Origin of the sequence: Pasteurella oralis (assembly GCF_002850605.1) — a bacterium.
GTDB lineage: Bacteria > Pseudomonadota > Gammaproteobacteria > Enterobacterales > Pasteurellaceae > Pasteurella > Pasteurella oralis.
The window spans coordinates 82070-100924 of sequence record NZ_NXGB01000005.1 but is presented as its reverse complement, the minus strand read 5'-3'; the positions used below and the strand labels follow the sequence as shown (position 1 = coordinate 100924).

At 36.7% G+C, this 18855-nt stretch carries 20 protein-coding genes and 1 tRNA gene; 12 read left to right on the top strand and 9 right to left on the bottom strand.

The annotated features are described in order from the left end of the window. Positions 1-264: 264 nt before the first annotated feature. From lpxM to seqA, 7 genes are all read right to left on the bottom strand, one after another. On the bottom strand, positions 265-1215 hold the full coding sequence (gene lpxM, locus C0975_RS07770; protein ID WP_167383047.1) for a lauroyl-Kdo(2)-lipid IV(A) myristoyltransferase: 951 nt from the start codon (positions 1213-1215) through the stop codon (positions 265-267). A gap of 12 nt (positions 1216-1227) precedes the next feature. After that, positions 1228-1992, bottom strand: a complete 765-nt coding sequence (locus tag C0975_RS07765; RefSeq protein ID WP_101775827.1) for a TSUP family transporter — start codon at positions 1990-1992, stop codon at positions 1228-1230. An 8-nt stretch (positions 1993-2000) separates the two neighbouring features. Beyond that, a complete protein-coding gene (mepA, locus tag C0975_RS07760; protein ID WP_101775826.1) occupies positions 2001-2858 on the bottom strand; it encodes a penicillin-insensitive murein endopeptidase in 858 nt (285 codons plus the stop codon). Between the two features lie 68 nt (positions 2859-2926). Beyond that, positions 2927-4000, bottom strand: a complete 1074-nt coding sequence (aroC, locus tag C0975_RS07755; RefSeq protein WP_101775825.1) for a chorismate synthase — start codon at positions 3998-4000, stop codon at positions 2927-2929. Positions 4001-4011: 11 nt separating this feature from the next. Then, on the bottom strand, positions 4012-7347 hold the full coding sequence (gene mscK, locus C0975_RS07750; RefSeq protein WP_101775824.1) for a mechanosensitive channel MscK: 3336 nt from the start codon (positions 7345-7347) through the stop codon (positions 4012-4014). Between the two features lie 3 nt (positions 7348-7350). After that, entirely contained in the window at positions 7351-8757 is a 1407-nt protein-coding gene (gene menE / locus C0975_RS07745) for an o-succinylbenzoate--CoA ligase (RefSeq protein ID WP_101775823.1), read from the bottom strand. A gap of 2 nt (positions 8758-8759) precedes the next feature. Then, positions 8760-9374: a replication initiation negative regulator SeqA gene (seqA, locus tag C0975_RS07740; protein WP_101775822.1), complete on the bottom strand. Its 615-nt coding sequence runs from the start codon at positions 9372-9374 to the stop codon at positions 8760-8762. 88 nt (positions 9375-9462) lie between these two features. Here seqA and C0975_RS07735 point away from each other — a divergent pair, with 88 nt between their 5' ends. From C0975_RS07735 to fur, 4 genes are all read left to right on the top strand, one after another. After that, positions 9463-10251 carry an alpha/beta fold hydrolase gene (locus C0975_RS07735; protein WP_101775821.1) on the top strand — a complete coding sequence of 263 codons (789 nt, stop codon included), beginning with the start codon at positions 9463-9465 and terminating at the stop codon, positions 10249-10251. 116 nt (positions 10252-10367) lie between these two features. Beyond that, a complete protein-coding gene (gene ybfE, locus C0975_RS07730) occupies positions 10368-10652 on the top strand; it encodes a LexA regulated protein (RefSeq protein WP_101775820.1) in 285 nt (94 codons plus the stop codon). Between the two features lie 5 nt (positions 10653-10657). Then, entirely contained in the window at positions 10658-11182 is a 525-nt protein-coding gene (gene fldA, locus C0975_RS07725; protein WP_101775819.1) for a flavodoxin FldA, read from the top strand. 28 nt (positions 11183-11210) lie between these two features. Next, positions 11211-11651 carry a ferric iron uptake transcriptional regulator gene (gene fur / locus C0975_RS07720; RefSeq protein ID WP_046338692.1) on the top strand — a complete coding sequence of 147 codons (441 nt, stop codon included), beginning with the start codon at positions 11211-11213 and terminating at the stop codon, positions 11649-11651. 503 nt (positions 11652-12154) lie between these two features. On the opposite strand, the gene C0975_RS07715 is transcribed toward fur, so the two are convergent. Then, positions 12155-12244 (bottom strand) — tRNA-Ser (locus tag C0975_RS07715). Between the two features lie 214 nt (positions 12245-12458). On the opposite strand from C0975_RS07715, the gene C0975_RS07710 reads away from it, so the two are divergent. The 6 genes from C0975_RS07710 to C0975_RS07685 all read left to right on the top strand — a co-directional run bounded on the left by C0975_RS07710 (position 12459) and on the right by C0975_RS07685 (position 17120). Then, positions 12459-13121, top strand: coding sequence for a Bax inhibitor-1 family protein (locus tag C0975_RS07710; protein ID WP_101775818.1), 663 nt, complete (start codon positions 12459-12461; stop codon positions 13119-13121). Between the two features lie 91 nt (positions 13122-13212). Next, positions 13213-13542 carry a TusE/DsrC/DsvC family sulfur relay protein gene (locus tag C0975_RS07705; RefSeq protein ID WP_101775817.1) on the top strand — a complete coding sequence of 110 codons (330 nt, stop codon included), beginning with the start codon at positions 13213-13215 and terminating at the stop codon, positions 13540-13542. Between the two features lie 108 nt (positions 13543-13650). Then, positions 13651-14532, top strand: a complete 882-nt coding sequence (locus C0975_RS07700; protein ID WP_101775816.1) for a metal ABC transporter substrate-binding protein — start codon at positions 13651-13653, stop codon at positions 14530-14532. Continuing rightward, positions 14532-15425: an ATP-binding cassette domain-containing protein gene (locus C0975_RS07695; RefSeq protein ID WP_101775815.1), complete on the top strand. Its 894-nt coding sequence runs from the start codon at positions 14532-14534 to the stop codon at positions 15423-15425. Before C0975_RS07700 ends, C0975_RS07695 begins: the two co-directional genes overlap by 1 nt. After that, the gene (locus tag C0975_RS07690; protein WP_101775814.1) at positions 15425-16294 is read left to right on the top strand and encodes a metal ABC transporter permease; all 870 of its coding nucleotides are present in this window, start codon (positions 15425-15427) and stop codon (positions 16292-16294) included. Before C0975_RS07695 ends, C0975_RS07690 begins: the two co-directional genes overlap by 1 nt. Then, positions 16287-17120, top strand: coding sequence for a metal ABC transporter permease (locus C0975_RS07685; RefSeq protein ID WP_101775813.1), 834 nt, complete (start codon positions 16287-16289; stop codon positions 17118-17120). The genes C0975_RS07690 and C0975_RS07685 overlap by 8 nt, the downstream gene beginning before the upstream one ends. A 1-nt stretch (position 17121) precedes the next feature. On the opposite strand, the gene C0975_RS07680 is transcribed toward C0975_RS07685, so the two are convergent. Further along, positions 17122-17394, bottom strand: coding sequence for an acylphosphatase (locus tag C0975_RS07680; protein ID WP_101775812.1), 273 nt, complete (start codon positions 17392-17394; stop codon positions 17122-17124). 177 nt (positions 17395-17571) lie between these two features. Between C0975_RS07680 and C0975_RS07675 the strand changes: the two genes are divergently transcribed. Together C0975_RS07675 and mgsA are read left to right on the top strand one after the other, a co-directional pair. Beyond that, positions 17572-18228: a curli polymerization inhibitor CsgI-related protein gene (locus tag C0975_RS07675; protein WP_101775811.1), complete on the top strand. Its 657-nt coding sequence runs from the start codon at positions 17572-17574 to the stop codon at positions 18226-18228. A gap of 65 nt (positions 18229-18293) precedes the next feature. Further along, the gene (mgsA, locus tag C0975_RS07670) at positions 18294-18752 is read left to right on the top strand and encodes a methylglyoxal synthase (RefSeq protein ID WP_101775810.1); all 459 of its coding nucleotides are present in this window, start codon (positions 18294-18296) and stop codon (positions 18750-18752) included. The last annotated feature ends 103 nt before the right edge of the window (positions 18753-18855 follow it).

Sequence of the window (18855 nt, the reverse complement as noted above, 5' to 3'; positions counted from 1 at the left end):
GCCTAAAAAGTGCGGTTAAAAAATAAAAAATTTTTGTAATTTCAACTTGATACATACACATTTGGATTACAAAAATTTAATCAAAAGTTTGCTTCTCATTGTCGCAAAAAAACTAGTCCAACTCAAACCTTTCTCGCACTTTTTATCACTTTTTTACTTGTCCTTTAATAATCTTTTTTACCCCTATTTTAGTTACTGTTATGAAAGAATAAAAAAGACCACACTTATTTTTATAGAATAAGTATGGTCATCGAATTGAATTAATTAATGATAAATATCAGCACCATCTTTACGCGTTTTTAATAAGCGTAAAATCCATACATACTGTTCTGGTGTTGGTGTAACAAAACTCTCAATTTCTTGATTCATCGCACGTGCTGCCTGTTCAGGTTCATCGGTTAATTCCATTGCAGGATGAATTTCTATTTCATATTTACCTGATACAGCGTTATAACGTGGGAACATCGGAATCACTACTGCTTTTGTCAAACGTGCCATTTTATTAATACCTGGCAGTGTCGCTTTATAAGTAGCAAAAAAATCCACAAACACACTCAGCTCAGAACCATAATCCTCATCAGGTAAATAATACCCTATTTCACCTTTTTTCACATGACTTAAAAAGGGTTTTATCCCGTTTTGACGAGCATGCATCTTACCGCCAAAACGTTGACGAGCTAAGGTCCACAACCAGTCAACTAAAGGATTACGGTGTGGATTATACATGGAAGTCATTGGCATACCCTGTGCGTGCAAAATCAGCCCTGATGCATCAATTGCCCATGCATGAGGTACTAATAAAATAATATTTTTTCCTTGTGCTCGCGCTTGCTGAATATGCTCTAATCCAATAAATTGGCTACGCTTTTGCAAATGCTGTTTAGAACGAATCACCACTTCACCAATACCTAACATCACTTGCGTGACAGTAACAAACATTTCCTCAATCACATGTGCTCGCTTTTCAGCACACCAATGAGGAAAACAATATTGTAAGTTTACCTTAGCACGATGATATTGTTTTTTAGCTTTACGTGCGACAATAATGCCGATTTTACGCGCCAACCAATCACGTAAACGAAAAGGCACAAAAGCAAGCAAGAGTAAACCTAAAATACCCAACCAAATTAACCAATATTTTGGTAATAAATAAGACCATGAAAAATGAGGTTCATAACCTACTCGTGCCGTTAAACGAATATCTTCTTCTGACATGCTTATTCCTGTTTAGCTAAACCAACCTTGATCATATGCCATCTTGATAGTCATAATAAATGACATCATCACTACCATTGGTCGAATGAGTGCTTTTCCTTTCGTTAACACCATTTTTGCACCTAAATTCGCGCCAATAAACTGCCCAACCATCATCGCTAACCCCACAGACCATATAATTTGTCCGCCAATAAAAAAGAAAATCAATGAGGCTAAGTTCGAAGTAAAATTCAAAACTTTAGCATGCGCAGTTGCTTTAGTGAGATTAAATCCAAGCAACATTACAAAGGCCAAACTCAGTAAAGATCCTGTGCCTGGTCCAAAAAAACCATCATAAAAACCAATACCAACCCCAGCACTGAAAGCAAACATATTATAAGAAATGCGCTTTTGGCTGTCTTCATCACCTAATTTTGGCGTTAATAGAAAATAAAAACCGATAGCTAAGATTAAAAAAGGCAACGCTTTCTTAATCATTGTACTATCGACTAATTGAATCAGAATGGTACCTAAAGACGCCCCAATAAAGGTCATTAATAAAATTAACCAAACTTCGGATAAATTGACCGCTCTTTGACGCAAAAAATAGAGACTTGCCGAAAATGAACCACCACAAGCCTGTAACTTATTTGTACCTAAAGCTAAAGCTGGTGGTACACCCGTCATGAGTAATGCAGGTATAGTAATCAATCCACCGCCACCAGCAATGGCATCAATAAATCCCGCCACAAACGCCACAAGGAATAATAAGGTGATAATTTCAAGGCTAAATTCCATTAATATTCCTATTCCAACCATTCGCTACGATTTGGCGCATTAAGCACTTGTTGGCATAGTGGAGGTGCTTGCGGTATGGTTTTCGGCTCGCTTGGTGTCTTAGAGGGCTTAGCAGGTTCAAACCAAGAATATAATTCTGCACCACAACCATCACCAGCAGGAACAGGTGCTTGATTTTCACAATAATTCGCACCTTTAGGGCAAGTTAAACGCACATGGAAATGTGAATCATGACCAAACCAAGGACGTACTTTATGCAACCATGCACGATCATGACCAGCTGTTTGACAAAGCTTTAATTTAATCGCGGGATTAACAAAAATCCGTGTCACGTTAGGATCTTGCGCAGCCAATTTAATTAACGTGGTATGATGATGCTTCCAGACTTTTTCATCAACGCGTTGTGCTTTTCTATCTACGACTAATAAGCCTTTGCCATCGGAATTCAGTGCATCTTTATCAGACATAGCGCCCATCCGCAACCAAATATCTGCATCTAATCCCATTTGATGGCTAGCATGACCTGTTAGAAAACGTCCACCACCGGGCATTGCAATATCACCAATTAACATTGTCGGTAACCCCGCTGCTTTAGCTTTTTTGCCTAAACGCTGTAAATATTCGATCATATCTGGATGACCATAGTAGCGATTACGATTTTGACGAATGACTTGATAACCATCGCCTTTATATGGCAACGCTTTTGCGCCAATAATGCAGCCGTTAGAATAGCTACCAATTGGTTCTGGCTTACCGGGAATTGGACGCTTAATTTTTTGCCATTCTTGCGGCGAAGCATAGGGGGCAACACTAAAAAGCGAGAAAAGTGCGGTCAATATTATTGCAGTTTTAGCTAATCCTCTCATACATCCTCTTGGTGTCACACACCTATCTAACTAATTGATTTTGCCTTTACACCCAACCGAATAAATGACTAACGATTTTGCGCTTTATGTCTTAATAAATGATCAAGTAATACAATCGCCACCATTGCTTCTGCAATAGGTACTGCGCGAATTCCCACACAAGGATCATGACGCCCCTTCGTTATCACTTTAACAGGCTGATTATCTACATCCACTGAGCGCCCTGGAATAGTGATGCTTGAAGTAGGTTTTAACGCGATAGTCGCAATAATCGGCTGCCCAGAACTAATGCCACCTAAAATTCCACCTGCATGATTGGATAAAAAGCCTTCTGGTGTCATTTCATCACGATGTTGAGAACCGCGTTGGGTAACTACTTCAAAACCATCACCAATTTCTACTGCTTTTACCGCATTAATCCCCATCAATGCATGAGCAAGTTCTGCATCTAAACGATCAAATACAGGCTCACCTAAACCAATAGGGACATGTTCTGCCACGACAGTGAGCTTTGCACCAATCGAATCTCCTTCTTTTTTTAACTGACGAATCAATTCATCAAATTTTTCTACTGCACGTTGATCTGGGCAAAAGAAAGGATTGCTATTGACTTGCTGCCAATTAATTTCTTCAATCACTTGCGGTGCAATCTTCACTTCACCAATTTGCGATAAAAAACCGCGTACTTCAATACCAAACTGTTCACGTAAATATTTTTTAGCAATTGCTCCTGCCGCTACACGCATTGCAGTTTCACGCGCAGAAGAACGTCCACCACCACGATAATCACGAATTCCATATTTTTGCTGATAAGTAAAATCAGCATGACCAGGGCGAAAACGATCTTTAATCTCACCATAATCTTGCGAACGTTGATCGGCATTTTTAATGATCATACCAATACTGGTACCTGTCGTTTTTCCTTCAAACACACCAGATAAAATTTGTACCTCATCATCTTCACGACGTGGTGTTGTATAACGAGAAGTACCGGGCTTGCGGCGATCTAAATCAGGTTGAATATCTGCTTCTGATAGACTGAGTCCTGGCGGAACGCCATCAACAATGCAACCTAAAGCCACCCCATGCGACTCACCAAATGTTGTCACACGAAAAAGTTGTCCAATGCTATTTCCTGCCATCATTCATATCCTTAGCTTTTGATTAATGTGTTTTCATTGCTGACTTTGATTTCGTCATTTGTATTGGTATTTTTAATAAATACATCTAACTGATTGAAAGCAATTTCAATATTATTTTGGGCAAATAACTCATCAATGCGACGGTTTAAGAAATCAACAGTTGGGTTCCTATCCGCTAATTTACCTACATATAAACGTAATTCATGATCTAATGTGCTCGCACCGAAAGTTAAAAAATAGACAACTGGTTCAGGCTCTTTTAATACTCGCTCGCAATCACTTGCCGCTTGTAGTAATAAGCGTTTAGTTAATTCAAGATCAGAGCCATACGCCACTCCAATCTTAATGACAACACGTGTAATTGCATCATTTAATGCCCAGTTGACTAAACGTTCTGTCACAAAGGCTTTATTTGGCACAATCACTTCTTTACGATCAAAATCAATTAAAGTGGTTGAACGAATCCGAATCTTTGAAACAGTACCTGAATACTCACCAATTGTAATCACATCGCCAATACGTACCGGACGTTCAAATAAAATGATCAAACCAGAAACAAAGTTAGCGAATATTTCTTGTAAACCAAAACCTAAACCAACTGAAAGTGCAGCAAATAACCACTGTAATTTAGACCAAGACATCCCTAAAGTCGAAAAAGCCAATCCTGCACCAATAGCAATAATAAAGTAAGTGGCTAATGTCGTAATCGTATAAGGCGTACCCTGTGAGAAACTAATACGAGAGAATACTAAGACCTCTAACAAACCGCCAATATTACGCACTAATGCATACATCGCAATTAAAACGACCACAGCAAGTAACAGATTCAATAACGTAATCGATTCCATCACTGTACCTGCTGCTGTAGTGACACTTTGTTGCCATAAAGTGACGCCTTGTAAATAATAAGCTACTGTCACTAAATCAGCCCAGACCCAATACAACATACCTAGTAAAATCACTGTTAATAATAAGTCTGTCACACGTAATACTTGATCTTTTACTTGTGCAATACCTAAGCTTTCATTTTGTTGCAAGTCAATACCAATACTCAGTTCTTCTTCCGTTTCTACGCGCGTTAATGCCTTTTGTTGTTCATACTTTTCCTTCATGCGATTATAAGATAAGCGACGAGAAGATACAGTCAGTCCGCGATGTACCACATTTTTCAATACTAACCAAATCACTACCACAAAATAAGAGGACATTAAATGTTCCATTAAATTAAGTGCGGTATAGTAATAGCCCATAACCACTAAGGCAATTAAGATAATTGGGGCACCAACTAAGAAAAAGCGCCCAATTTTTAAAATCGTATGAATCGATCTTGTTCTATCTTCTGAGGAATGTTCATAGGATTTCACCGCATGTTGAATACGAGGTCCAATGATCAACAAAGAAATAAACAATACTGAAATTGTCATTACTTGCCCAATCACATCATTCGTAATACCCGTTTCTAAATGCGTAAAGATAGAAGCATTAATCCAGAGCGCAGATATCCATACTGAACGACTAAACACACGATAAAACATCTCTACACTTTCTTTTGGCATATTAAAATGACGATATGCAATACCATTTGGGCGTAATAGCGATAACATAAAAGCAAAGAAGCACCAATAGCCTCCCATACTCATGACCCAACTTGCGACACTTAATGGTTCTTCAAAACAGATATAAACCATTAATACTAAAAATGCCAAAAATAACAATGTACTCGGCAAACATAATACGAATGTCCAAAACAATGCCTCAGGCGTGTGCCACTGGCTATCTGAATTCAAGGTGTTAATTTGCTGATTAATATGAGTTAAACGTTGTTTAATTTTTGCCTTTTGTAGCTGAATAAATGTACTTAATACTAATAAAAGCGTAATTAATAAGCTAGCAGGAAGTAAATCCTCACGCCAGTTGGAAAAATTAATCTGTTTAATAATTTCTTTTGCTTCAATTTGAAACGCAGGTAAAAAGTGCTTAACCCAATCCAAATCCATAGGCGCGTTACTTTTCACCCAGAAACTTTGTTGTTGTAATTTACTTTGTAACTGATCACTAATTGAAGCAACTTGCTTTTGATTAAGCTCAATATTAATGACTAAATTTAATTGATTATTTAATGAACTAATAATATCTGAGAGTAATTTACGACGCTCTTGTAAAATAGAATCAAGATTGCTTTTTTCTTCTGCTGTAAAAGTTGCCTGTGCTTTTTTCTCAAGCTGGTTAATATAACGTTGAGTGTCGTATAAATTATCGCGTGCTTCTGTCAGATCAAAAATTTTCACACGCAAATCTGTAATACGTTTAGCAAGACCGCTGATCATTTCATCTTGTGGTAACAATTCTTTTTGTTTATTAATGATACGTGAAAGTATTAATGTGCCTTGCAAAGCACTAATTTGGTCTTCAATGTTACGCTGAGTCTGCTGTAAATTATTGAGTACATTTTTAATCCGTAAGTTATCTTGCGACAAACTATTCATTTCGGTAGTTTGTTGTACCAGCTCTTGACTCAGCTTCACATTCATTTCTAATTGATGAGCAATTTCAGGATGTAATGTACCTTTATTATCTTGCTGAGATTTAGTTAGTTGTTCGACTTGTTGTTGCGACTCTTTCAAATATTTTTGATTAATTGCATCTTGCAATGCTTTTGCTTGCTCTTGTAATTGGCTTTGCTCGACATTTTTGTCTTCAAGTTGAACTGTATATAATGTGGTCAATACATTATTACCCTGCAATAACAACTTATTAAATACATTCTGCAGCTCTAATAACTCAAGCTCTGTTTCAAGTTTAAGTTGTCCACTCGGCAAAGTATCAGGATTAGCAAGCAATTTATTAATTTCTTGAACACGCGTTAAATTGGTATTTAATGTCACTTGTGCACGCTCTGGTGCAGTACGTAAAGTCACTAACTCTGTATTTAAACTAGTTGTACTTGCTTGTACTTGCTGTAAATTTTGTTGTGTAGTCAGTAACTGTGCCTGTAAATCCGCTAACGACAATTTTTCTAATTCTTCTGCTGAAGAAACTGATTTATTCTTTAGTTTAGCTAAATGTTCTTGTGTTTTTAATGTCTGTTCTGCTGCGCTATCAATACGCGCTTGTAATGCCTTTGTATCCGTTTTTTGCTTCTCAATTTTACTGAGTAAGGTTAAAACTTCCTCTAAATTCTGTACTACAATTTTATTATTAGGATCATTTTGATCTGTGCCTTTAGCAATTTTCAATTGTGCTTGCACATCACTTTCTGTAGGAACTTGTGCAAATGAAGCAGCATTGAACATAAAACATAAGCTCAATCCCAAACATAACTTTGCGAATAACTTCATCTTTTTCATTGGTTACTTTCCTAGTAAATTTTGTAATTCTACTTTTAATCTTGCCCGAGAAATTTTAATTGCACCCTGCTGCAACTTTTGTATATCCAGTGCAAAATACTGCACTGGTTGTTTAAATTTTTCTAATTTATCTGCCAACCAAGCCTGTAACTCAGTCACTAATAGCGCTGAAAAAGGCTGTGAAAATTCAATAAAAGCAACGGGGCGTTGACCAAATTCAAGATCTGTTTTCGGTAAAACAAAGACTTGCTTAACATATCGCCAATTTTGAATCACACACTCTATTTCTTCTGGTTGAATATTTTCTCCCCCAGAAATGAACATATTATCAACTCGCCCTAAAATTACCAACTCATTATCAAGCCATATTCCTTTATCTTTTGTTTGTAGCCAGCCTTGTTGATTAGTTAACGGAATAATATCTCCCGATTGCCAGCAACCTATTGCAAGCCCCGCACCTTTCAACCAAATTTCACCATTCACCAACTGGTATTCACGATTTAATAAAGGTTGACCTACGCCATTTTTTTCATCACTTAATTTAGCGAATACTGTCGATGCCATTTCTGTCATACCATAACCAGAATAACCGCGAACTCCCCAACTTGCTAATTGCCGTGTTAACTCCGCTGGAATATGCGCACCACCTAATAAAATATGCCGAGTTGTAAACTGATGCGCTGGGGATTGTTGCCAATATGCGAGTAAACGTTGTAATTGGGTTGGCACTAAGGAAACATGAGAGGCTTCACAAACCGAAGCATAAAAATCAGCTTGTGGAAAATCTAATCTTGCCCCCATGAATAACCAACGCCAAATGATACCTTGCCCAGAAACATGATAAAGTGGTAAAGAAAGTAACCAACTATCCTGTGCACTAAATTGCATCAGCTGGCATACGCCTACGGCATTATCAAGGTGCGCTTGGACATGATGTACCACGACTTTTGCTCTACCTGTTGAGCCAGAAGTCAAGGTCATCGTCGCAGGTAGTAAAAACTTTTGCAAAATAGACCGCTCTTTTAACTGATTTTCCTTCAACTTTACTGTAATTGCCAAGCTGATTGGCTGACACCCTATTAAGGATAATGATGAGGCAGAATAATAAAAGGTAATATCAGTATCGGTACAAATTTGTTGAATTTTTTCGCTTGGAAAGGCGGGATTAAGCGGTAACACTCTGGCACCTAATTGAATCACCGCAAGGTAAAGCAAGAGCAACTTCAGTTCATTTTTACCACATAAAGCAACGCCAGTTTGCTGCATTACGCCTTGTGCTTGTAAAATAGCAACATATTGTTGAATCGCATCATTAAGTTGTTGCCATGTAAAAACCTCGCCTTGCGAATCTCGCAAGGCGATTTGGTTCATCGTATCAGGATTACGTGCAAATTGTTGCCAAGGAAACATTATTAATTTGCGACAAAATAAGTTCTAACTTCTTCGATGAGATCTGTTGGTAAATGCATAGATTGCATTGCACCTTCCAACATCAACATTTTACGCCCACTATTAGTATTAGTGATCACCCAGTAAGGTGTATCAGGAATTTGTTTCGGCTTAGTATGATTACCTGCCATCAACAAGGTCCCTTCATCTCGAGCAAAATAAACTCGCGTTCGACCCTGTAAGGATTCTGTCGCCTGAGCAAAGCTTTCTGGGTTAGTTCGATAAAGCACTCTCAAAATGTCTAAGAAGCGTACCACCGCCTTTGTTTCTTGCTGAAAATCAGCAGAATTTAATAAACTGCGAACTTTCGCCGTGACTTGCTGAATTGACTCATCTGATTGTTTTTTCGGCAACACCTTAGGTTCATCTACTTCAGATTGTGGAACTACTTGTTTCACTTCTGCTGTAAAACTCACCTCTTTCGCCACATCTTGCTGTACAACAGTTTCAGCTTTTGGCATATTTTTATTAGAAAAATTAAGCAAACGGCGCAAAATATCAGACGCACTTTCGCCAATAGACTGCGTTTGACTCGCAATATATTGATAAAGCTCTTCATCAACTTCAATAATTTTCATTTTTTCCTCCACTTGCTTGATCTCTTTCAGATTTTGCCACATTATAACGATTTATTTACAAATACTCTATATACAATCTATACAAATTATGGCTGAGCAGGATTTACTGAATTTTCAGTTTCATCAATTAAAACAATCAATTAATCAACCAACGTTAGTTTTCATTCATGGTTTATTTGGTGATATGAACAATTTAGGCATCATTGTGCGTGCATTTAGTGAGCAATATTCCATTCTGCGCGTTGATCTACGTAATCACGGGCAAAGTTTTCATAGTAATCACATGAACTATGACCTAATGGCTCAAGATCTAGCTAAAGTCATTCACCACCTTCAACTAAATAAGGTTATTTTAATCGGACACTCGATGGGGGGCAAAACTGCGATGAAAATGACCGCACTTTTTCCAGCATTGGTTGAAAAGTTAATTGTGATCGATATTGCTCCCATTCAATATGCTAACAATGAACACGACACTGTGTTTAACGGTTTATTTGCCACTAAGGCTGCCCAAGTACAAACGCGCCAAGAAGCTAAAAAAGTCCTTGCTGAACATATTCCAGAAGAAGCTATCCAACAATTTATGTTGAAATCTTTTGATAATCAGTCACCAGAATTTTTCCGTTTCAATTTAACTGCATTAAAACACAATTATGTTCATCTTATGGATTGGCAAAATTGCTATGTTGAAGTGCCTACATTATTTATTCGCGGTGGATTATCCCATTACATTCAACCTGAAAACAGCACTCAAATTTTAGCCCAATTTCCTCACGCGACATCTTTTACCATTAATGGTTGTGGACATTGGGTTCATGCGGAAAAACCCAATTTTGTGATCCGCGCTATTGAAAGATTTTTAATATCAAACAAATAGATAACTGGCGCTGAAATTCGTGTTTTAATCCCATATGAATTGTGTTATAGTTCAGCATTAATTCAGTTGTGGCTTATCATTCTCACTTAGCCACACATTTTTCAGTGATTTGACGCATGGCAAAACAAGACGCAGATTGTATTACATTGGATCTGTTTGCTAATACTCCCAAAGTTGGACGCCCTAAAACAAATCCACTGAGTCGTGAACAACAAATTCGTATCAACAAACGTAATCAATTAAAACGCGATAAATCCAGTGGATTAAAACGTGTTGAGCTAAAATTGCATACGGATTTAGTTGAGCAACTAGAAGATTTGGCGACAACGTTGAATGTTAGTCGATCAGAAGTGATTGTAAGTATTTTACAAAATTATTTTAATATTCAAGAGCATAGGTAACAAAAATGGCTGTTGTTGGTTTATTTTATGGCAGTGATACAGGCAATACTGAAAATATTGCTAAAATGATTCAAAAACAACTTGGTAGTGAACTCGTTGATATTCGTGATATTGCTAAAAGTACAAAAGAAGACATCGAAGCATACGATTTCTTAATGATTGGTATTCCAACATGGTACTACGGTGAAGCCCAATGTGATTGGGATGATTTTTTTCCAACTTTAGAAGAAATAGATTTTACAGATAAATTAGTCGCTATTTTTGGTTGTGGTGACCAAGAAGATTATGCAGAATATTTCTGTGATGCAATGGGAACAGTTCGTAATATTATTGAACCTAAAGGTGCAATTATCGTAGGACATTGGCCAACTGAGGGCTATACTTTCGAAGTATCACAAGCATTAGTTGATGATAATACATTCGTTGGTTTATGTATTGACGAAGATCGTCAACCAGAACTCACGGCTGAACGTGTAGAAAAATGGGTTAAACAAGTTTTTGATGAAATGTGTTTAGCGGAACTTGCTTAAGTGCAAAATATAGATAGAAGGGGCGATTATGTCTGAAGAAAATATCAAACTATTGAAAAAAGCTGGGCTGAAAATTACTGAACCTCGTTTAACTATTTTAGCACTGATGCAAGAGCATAAAATGGAACATTTTTCAGCAGAAGATGTATACAAAATGCTATTAGAACGTGGCGAAGAAATTGGTTTAGCTACTGTTTATCGTGTATTAAATCAGTTTGATGAAGCAAATATTTTGACTCGTCATAATTTTGAAGGTAACAAATCGGTTTTTGAACTTGCGCCAACAGAACATCATGATCACATTATTTGCGTAGATTGTGGTAAAGTGTTTGAATTTAATGATGACATTATTGAAAAACGTCAACGTGAGATCAGCAAACAACATGGTATTGAACTAGCAACACACAGTTTATATCTTTACGGCAAATGTAGTGATATAAATAATTGTGATGAAAATGGCAAAAAATAGTCACGATACTCAAACATAAAGCTAACTTATTTTAAATCTGCACCTTATACAAAAACTGAATTAAGGTGCAGTTTTCTTATCTAGAAACAGATTTAATTTTTTTAAAATCCACAATACCTTGTTCACTTCATATCAATTTAAGTTAACTAATACCACTATAGCTTACATAGATGCTCACAATAGATGAGAAAGTTTTTATGATGACATTAAATAAAAGGATTATAAAAAAGTAAGTAATGCCATCTATTATTTCTAATATTCATCATTAATAATGCTGGTTTCAATAGTATTCATTAGCTAAAAATGGGGCTTATAAACCACTATGCGACTTAATATGAATAATGATCTATTTCTCAATAGGGTATCCTAGTCAAATTAACTTAAATGATATCCAGAATAAAATATAGATAAAAATAGATAAAAAACGATAAAAAACGATAGAAAATAAAAAAGCCGCAAGTTATAAAGTTAACAAACTTTTCCACTTACGACTTTAACAAAAATGGCGGAGGAAGTGAGATTCGAACTCACGGAGGGCGTAAACCCTCGCCGGTTTTCAAGACCGGTGCCTTCAACCACTCGACCATTCCTCCGTAATTAATTTGTAGCAATATAATACAGTTAGTTTATTGAGTAAATTGAAAAATACATGAACCTTGTTTAAAAGCTGATATTTTACTCACTTTGATTTTTATTCAAACAAGACTTTACAAAATTGTTAATTTTTAACATTGACTTTTCATAGACTAACCAGTACTTTATCGCCATCCTGTTATTTTTTATTCCATTTGCAAAGGAGCTTTTACTATGGAATCTCGTATTGTACTTGATAGCAAAGAAACATCCTTACTTAATACACATAAAGTCCTGCGTAATACCTATTTTTTATTAGGTTTAACGCTCACTTTCTCTGCTATTGTTGCTTATATTTCAATGAGCTTAAATTTACCTCGTCCAGGTATTATTTTAATGCTTGCTGGTTTTTACGGTTTACTATTTTTAACCTACAAACTATCCAATAGTGGTTTAGGTATTCTTGCCACTTTTGCCTTTACTGGTTTTTTAGGCTATACACTGGGTCCAATTTTAAATGCCTATGTCAGCCATGGCGCCAGTGATATCGTTGTATTTGCTCTAGCAGGTACTGCAGCAGTATTCTTTGTTTGTTCAGCTTACGTGTTAACCACTAAAAAAGATATGTCATTCCTTTCTGGCACTATCTTTGCACTATTTATCGTGTTAATCTTGGGCATGATCGCGAGTTTCTTCTTCCAATCACCAATGCTCTATATTGCGATCAGTGGTTTGTTTGTTGTTTTCTCCACAATGGGGATTTTGTATGAAACGAGCAATATTATTCATGGTGGAGAGACAAACTATATTCGTGCAACCGTAAGTATCTTTGTTTCACTTTACAACTTATTTGTGAGCTTATTAAATATTTTCTCGATTTTATCGAACGATGATTAACGATTAATTTAATAGGTAAATTTAGCGCCCCATTCTTGGGGCGTTTTGCTATAATAAGCTCAATTAAAGTGCGGTCAATTTTTTACAAGAAATGATAGAAGTTAATAATATACAAATTGAAACTGATCCATATGGTTATTTATTAGATCTGAATCAATGGACAGAAGATGTTGCAATTGCTATTGCAAAATTAGAAAACATTCAATTAACAGAAGCTCACTGGGAAGTCATCTACTTTGTACGCCATTTTTATCAAGAATATAAAACTTCACCAGCAATCCGTATGTTAGTAAAAGCAATGGCACAAAAGCTAGGGGAAGAAAAAGGAAACAGTCGTTATTTACAACGACTTTTTCCTGAAGGACCTGCGAAGCAAGCTACTAAGCTTGCAGGATTACCTAAACCAGCAAAATGTTTATAAATCAAAATTTTAAAAATAAACAATTGATAATCATTTTTATTTACACTTATTTTATTTAAGCATACAATAGCTAGGCGACTTTATTAACCAACAATATAAGGAGAAAATATGCGTAAATTAGTCGTTATCCTCAGTGCTATTATGTATGGAATATTCACATCACCAGCCTATGCAAAATTCAAAGTCATCACGACTTTTACAGTTATTCAAGATATTGCTCAGAATGTTGCTGGTGACGCTGCGATTGTCGAATCTATCACAAAACCTGGCGCGGAAATTCATGATTATGAACCCACACCAAAAGATATTGTAAAAGCACAATCCGCAGATTTAATTTTATGGAATGGATTAAATTTAGAGCGTTGGTTTGAACGTTTTTTCCAAAACATTGAACAAAAACCTGCTGTTATCGTCACTGAAGGCATTACCCCAATTTCAATCTATGAAGGTCCATACAAAGATGCGCCAAATCCACATGCTTGGATGTCGACTTCAAATGCACTGATTTATATCGAAAATATCAAAAATGCATTAGTAAAATATGATCCACAACATGCGGAAGTATATATAAAAAATGCAGAAAATTATGCGAATAAAATCAAGTTGTTAGATCAACCGTTACGCGAAAAACTAGCACAAATTCCTCAGCAGCAACGTTGGTTAGTCACCAGTGAAGGCGCTTTCAGTTACTTAGCACAAGATTATGGTTTCCGCGAAGCATACTTATGGCCAATCAATGCTGAAGAGCAAGGCACACCACAGCAAGTCCGCCATGTTATTGAAACTGTAAGAAAAAATAATATTCCTGTTGTATTTAGTGAAAGTACAATTTCTGATAAGCCCGCGAAACAAGTTGCAAAAGAAACGGGCGCCAAATATGGTGGTGTGTTATATGTAGACTCACTTTCTACTGTCAAAGGTCCTGTACCAACTTATATTGATTTATTAAATACTACAGTTTCAACTATTGTTAAAGGATTTGAAAAATAATGCCCTCTCCTACCCTTGCATCAATTTCAGTAAATGATGTCACTGTTCGCTATAATAACGGACATACTGCAATTTACGACATGACATTTCATTTAGTCGGCGGAACAACTTGCGCTTTGGTAGGAGTTAATGGTAGTGGCAAATCCACACTGTTCAAAAGCTTGATGGGATTGGTAAGGCCACAACAAGGCGAAATTAAGCTATGTGGTTTACCAATTTCATCTGCTCTCAAACAAAATCTAGTTTCTTATGTACCACAATCAGAAGATGTTGATTGGCAATTTCCTGTTTCTGTTTACGACGTGATCATGATGGGACGCTATGGCTATATGAACTTTCTACGAATTCCAACAGAAATAGATAAACAAAAAGTCAAACAAGCCATGCAAAGAGTCAATATTGAACATCTTGCACATCGCCAAATTGGTGAACTGTCTGGTGGGCAAAAAAAACGTGTTTTTTTAGCGCGTGCACTCGCACAACAAAGTAAAATTATTCTATTAGATGAACCATTTACTGGTGTTGATGTTAAAACTGAAAATGCCATTATGGATCTATTGGATCAATTACGCAGTGAAGGACATCTTATCCTGATTTCAACGCATAACTTAGGGACGATTCCTGATTTTTGCGATCAAGTTGTCATGATCAATCGTACTGTACTGGCAACAGGAAAAACAGAAACTACTTTTACACAGAAAAACCTTGAACTGGTTTTTGGTGGTGTATTAAGACATATTAAATTGCTCGGCAAAGATATTCATGATGATGAAGATAGCCGCTCTGTTACTGTATTGAGTGATGATGAGTTGCCAGCAGTATTCTATGGTGAGACTAAAAACGACCCACCAGCGCCTATTACTAAAAATCCAGAACAAAAAGGCGATAAATAATGTGGGACTTGTTGCTCGAACCTTTTCAATATAACTACATGACGAAAGCCATTATCCTGTCTGCTGCTGTAGGTGGAGTTTGTGCATTTTTATCTTCTTACTTAATGTTAAAAGGTTGGTCTTTGATTGGCGATGCACTTTCTCATTCTGTTGTCCCTGGAGTGGCAATTGCTTATGCACTTTCTTTACCCTACGCGTTAGGGGCATTTTTTTCTGGAATACTGGCTGCCCTGTCCATTCTCTGGATCAAGTCTATTACTAAATTACGTGAAGATGCTGTTATTGGTTTTATTTTTACAACATTCTTTGCATTAGGGCTATTGATTATCTCTTTGAATCCAACTTCGATTAATGTGCAAGATATCATTTTAGGTAATATTCTAGGTATTGCAGACGAAGATGTCACTCAAGTCACTATTATTATTGGTATTACATTAAGTTTACTCCTCATTTTTTGGAAAGATCTTTTACTGGTTTTCTTTGATGAAACCCATGCGACTTCAGTTGGCTTATCACCACTACGCTACAAAGTGCTTTTCTTTACCTTGCTAAGTGCTTGTGTCGTTGCTGCGCTCCAAACTGTTGGCGCAGTTTTAGTCATTGCAATGGTCATTACACCAGGGGCAACAGCTTATTTATTAACAGATCGATTCCGTACACTTGCTATCACTGCAACAAGTTTAGGTGTTAGTACTAGTGCTTTAGGCGTTTACATTAGCTATTTCTTAGATGGCGCAACAGGCGGACTTATTGTTTGTTTACAAACAGTCATTTTTTTACTCGCTTTCTTCTTTTCTCCTAAATATGGCGTGTTTCGACGTAAAAGTGCGGTCAAAAATATTGTAGAAATGGAGACGAAAAATGGCTGATCTGATTCAATGGTTCATAGAACCATTCACTTACCCCTTTATGCAAAATGCATTGCTAACTGCACTCATTGTCGCCATTATTTGTGCAGTGCTTTCTTGTTATCTCGTTCTAAAAGGTTGGTCTTTGATGGGCGATGCCATTTCACATGCTGTATTACCCGGTATTGTTATTGCTTTTATGCTAGGACTACCACTTTCTATTGGTGCATTTGGAGCAGGTATTTTTTGTGCACTAAGTGTAGGATATTTAAAAGAAAATAGCCGAATCAAAGAAGATACTGTAATGGGTATAGTGTTCTCAGGCATGTTTGCTTTTGGTATTGTATTATTTACTAAAGTGGAAACAGAACAGCATTTATCTCATATTCTATTTGGCAATTTACTCGGTGTAAGTAATACAGAATTGCTACATACATTTCTCATCTCTGTCATCATTTTCATGACATTAATGTTAAAACGTCGTGATTTCTTACTTTATTGCTTTGATCCAAGCCACACTCGCGTGGCTGGATTATCGCCCAAACTTTTACATTATAGTTTGCTCATTTTATTAGCGCTTACTATCATTACTGCAATGCAAGTCGTGGGGGTTATTCTTGTTGTTGCGATGTTAATTTCGCCCGGTATCACTGCTTTTATTCTGAGTAAGCGTTTTGATTACATGCTAGCCATTGCAATTTGCATATCAGTAGTAACAAGTATATTAGGTACAATCATGAGTTATCATATTGATGCAGCAACTGGACCTTGTATTATTTTATTACAGGCAGTTTGCTTTATGCTTGCCTTGATTTATCAAAAATTTAAACTACATCCCCTGACCTAAATTAATATCGTAATGAAAAATCTTGAAACTCATCGTCTGCCATATAATCTTGCTCAGACACATATTCTACTCGTGCAGTTCGAGGACCTTGTTTTAGCCAATGATATAGCTGTTGAAGTTGTGGTTGTGACCCGAATGCTACGACCTCAACACTTCCATCTTTGCGATTGCGAACATAGCCTTTAATGCCAATTTTAGTTGCTTCCTGCCAAGTAAAATAACGAAAACCAACGCCTTGTACGACGCCATGCACAAAAAATTGCTTTTTCAACATTTTTACCTCCTGATAGGACCTGTTGTTAAAAGTTTTAACAACATCACATTTTTTTCAACAAAAATAGACTTTGCTATTTTAATTTGTGCAAATATCGAATAGCATACACTCTAACACTTTAGTTAATAAAGTGTTTCAATTTTAAAAATTCTTTTCCTTACCAAGATAGGAGCAAATATGAAATTTCGTTTCGCTGCATTAGCAACCGCAGCTCTATTAACTAGCACAGCGAGCTTTGCAGGTGTCGTGACAAGTTCATCAAATATTGATTTCCTTGCTGTTGATGGACAAAAACCAGGTAAATCACTGCTAAAAGAAACACGCTCTTTTAATATCAGTGATACGCAGACTCACCAAGTCGTTGTTCGTGTTTCTGAAATTATTCGTTCTGGTTCTGACCGCACATTATTTGAATCTGATCCTATCGTTGTTACGTTCCAAGGTACAGCTGATGATATCATTATTTCAGCCCCTCGTTTAGAAACAGAAAGAGAGGCGAATACTTTTAAAAAATCGCCTAAAATTACTGTAAAAACAGTTTCTGGTTTAGAAGTTGCCACTAAACAAGAATATCTCAAGCAAGAAGGTTTCTTGCCAGGTGTTAACTTAGTTGAAAACTTATCTGAATATAACTCATCAGGTGCTCCAGCAGCAGTTGCTTCTTTAGCTAGTACAACTATGCCTGCAGCAATTCCTGGATTTGGAAAAGCACAAAAAGGTAAGATAACAGTACAAGGTGAAAATGTTGCAGAACAAATGTTGCAATATTGGTATCAACAAGCTGATAAAGAAACACAAAAACGTTTCTTAAATTGGGCAAAAAACCAAAAATAATCAATAACTGTTTTAAAAAGTGAGCTTGTCAGCTCACTTTTTCTTTATTTAATCTAGGAGGCGTCATGCAAAGCACTTATCGTACCCTATCCGCGCATAAACACATCGCCCTTGTCGCACATGATCACTGCAAACAGGATCTGATAAATTGGTGTAAAACTCACCGCACTTTACTATCGCAGCACACCTTATATGCTACGGGTACCACTGGAAATTTGATCCATAATGAAACAAACTTACAGATTGAAAGCTTACTCAGTGGCCCTATGGGAGGAGACCAACAATTAGGTGGGTTAATTGCAGAAAAGAAAATTGATTTACTGATTTTCTTTTGGGATCCAATGAATGCGGTACCCCATGATCCTGATGTTAAAGCACTGATGCGCATTGCAACTGTTTGGAATATTCCTGTTGCAATGAATATGGCGACTGCCGATTTCCTAGTCACCTCACCATGTTTTAATCAAGTTACTGAAGTGCGAATTCCAGACTACGATGGCTATTTAAAAGCGCGCTTAAAATAAACGCCCCTCTACTTACCATAAAAGGGTAGAAAATCAGTTTAACTTAACTTGTAGAAAAGTAGCTGTAGTCAATTTCTACAATTGCTATCTTTACTGCCCTCAA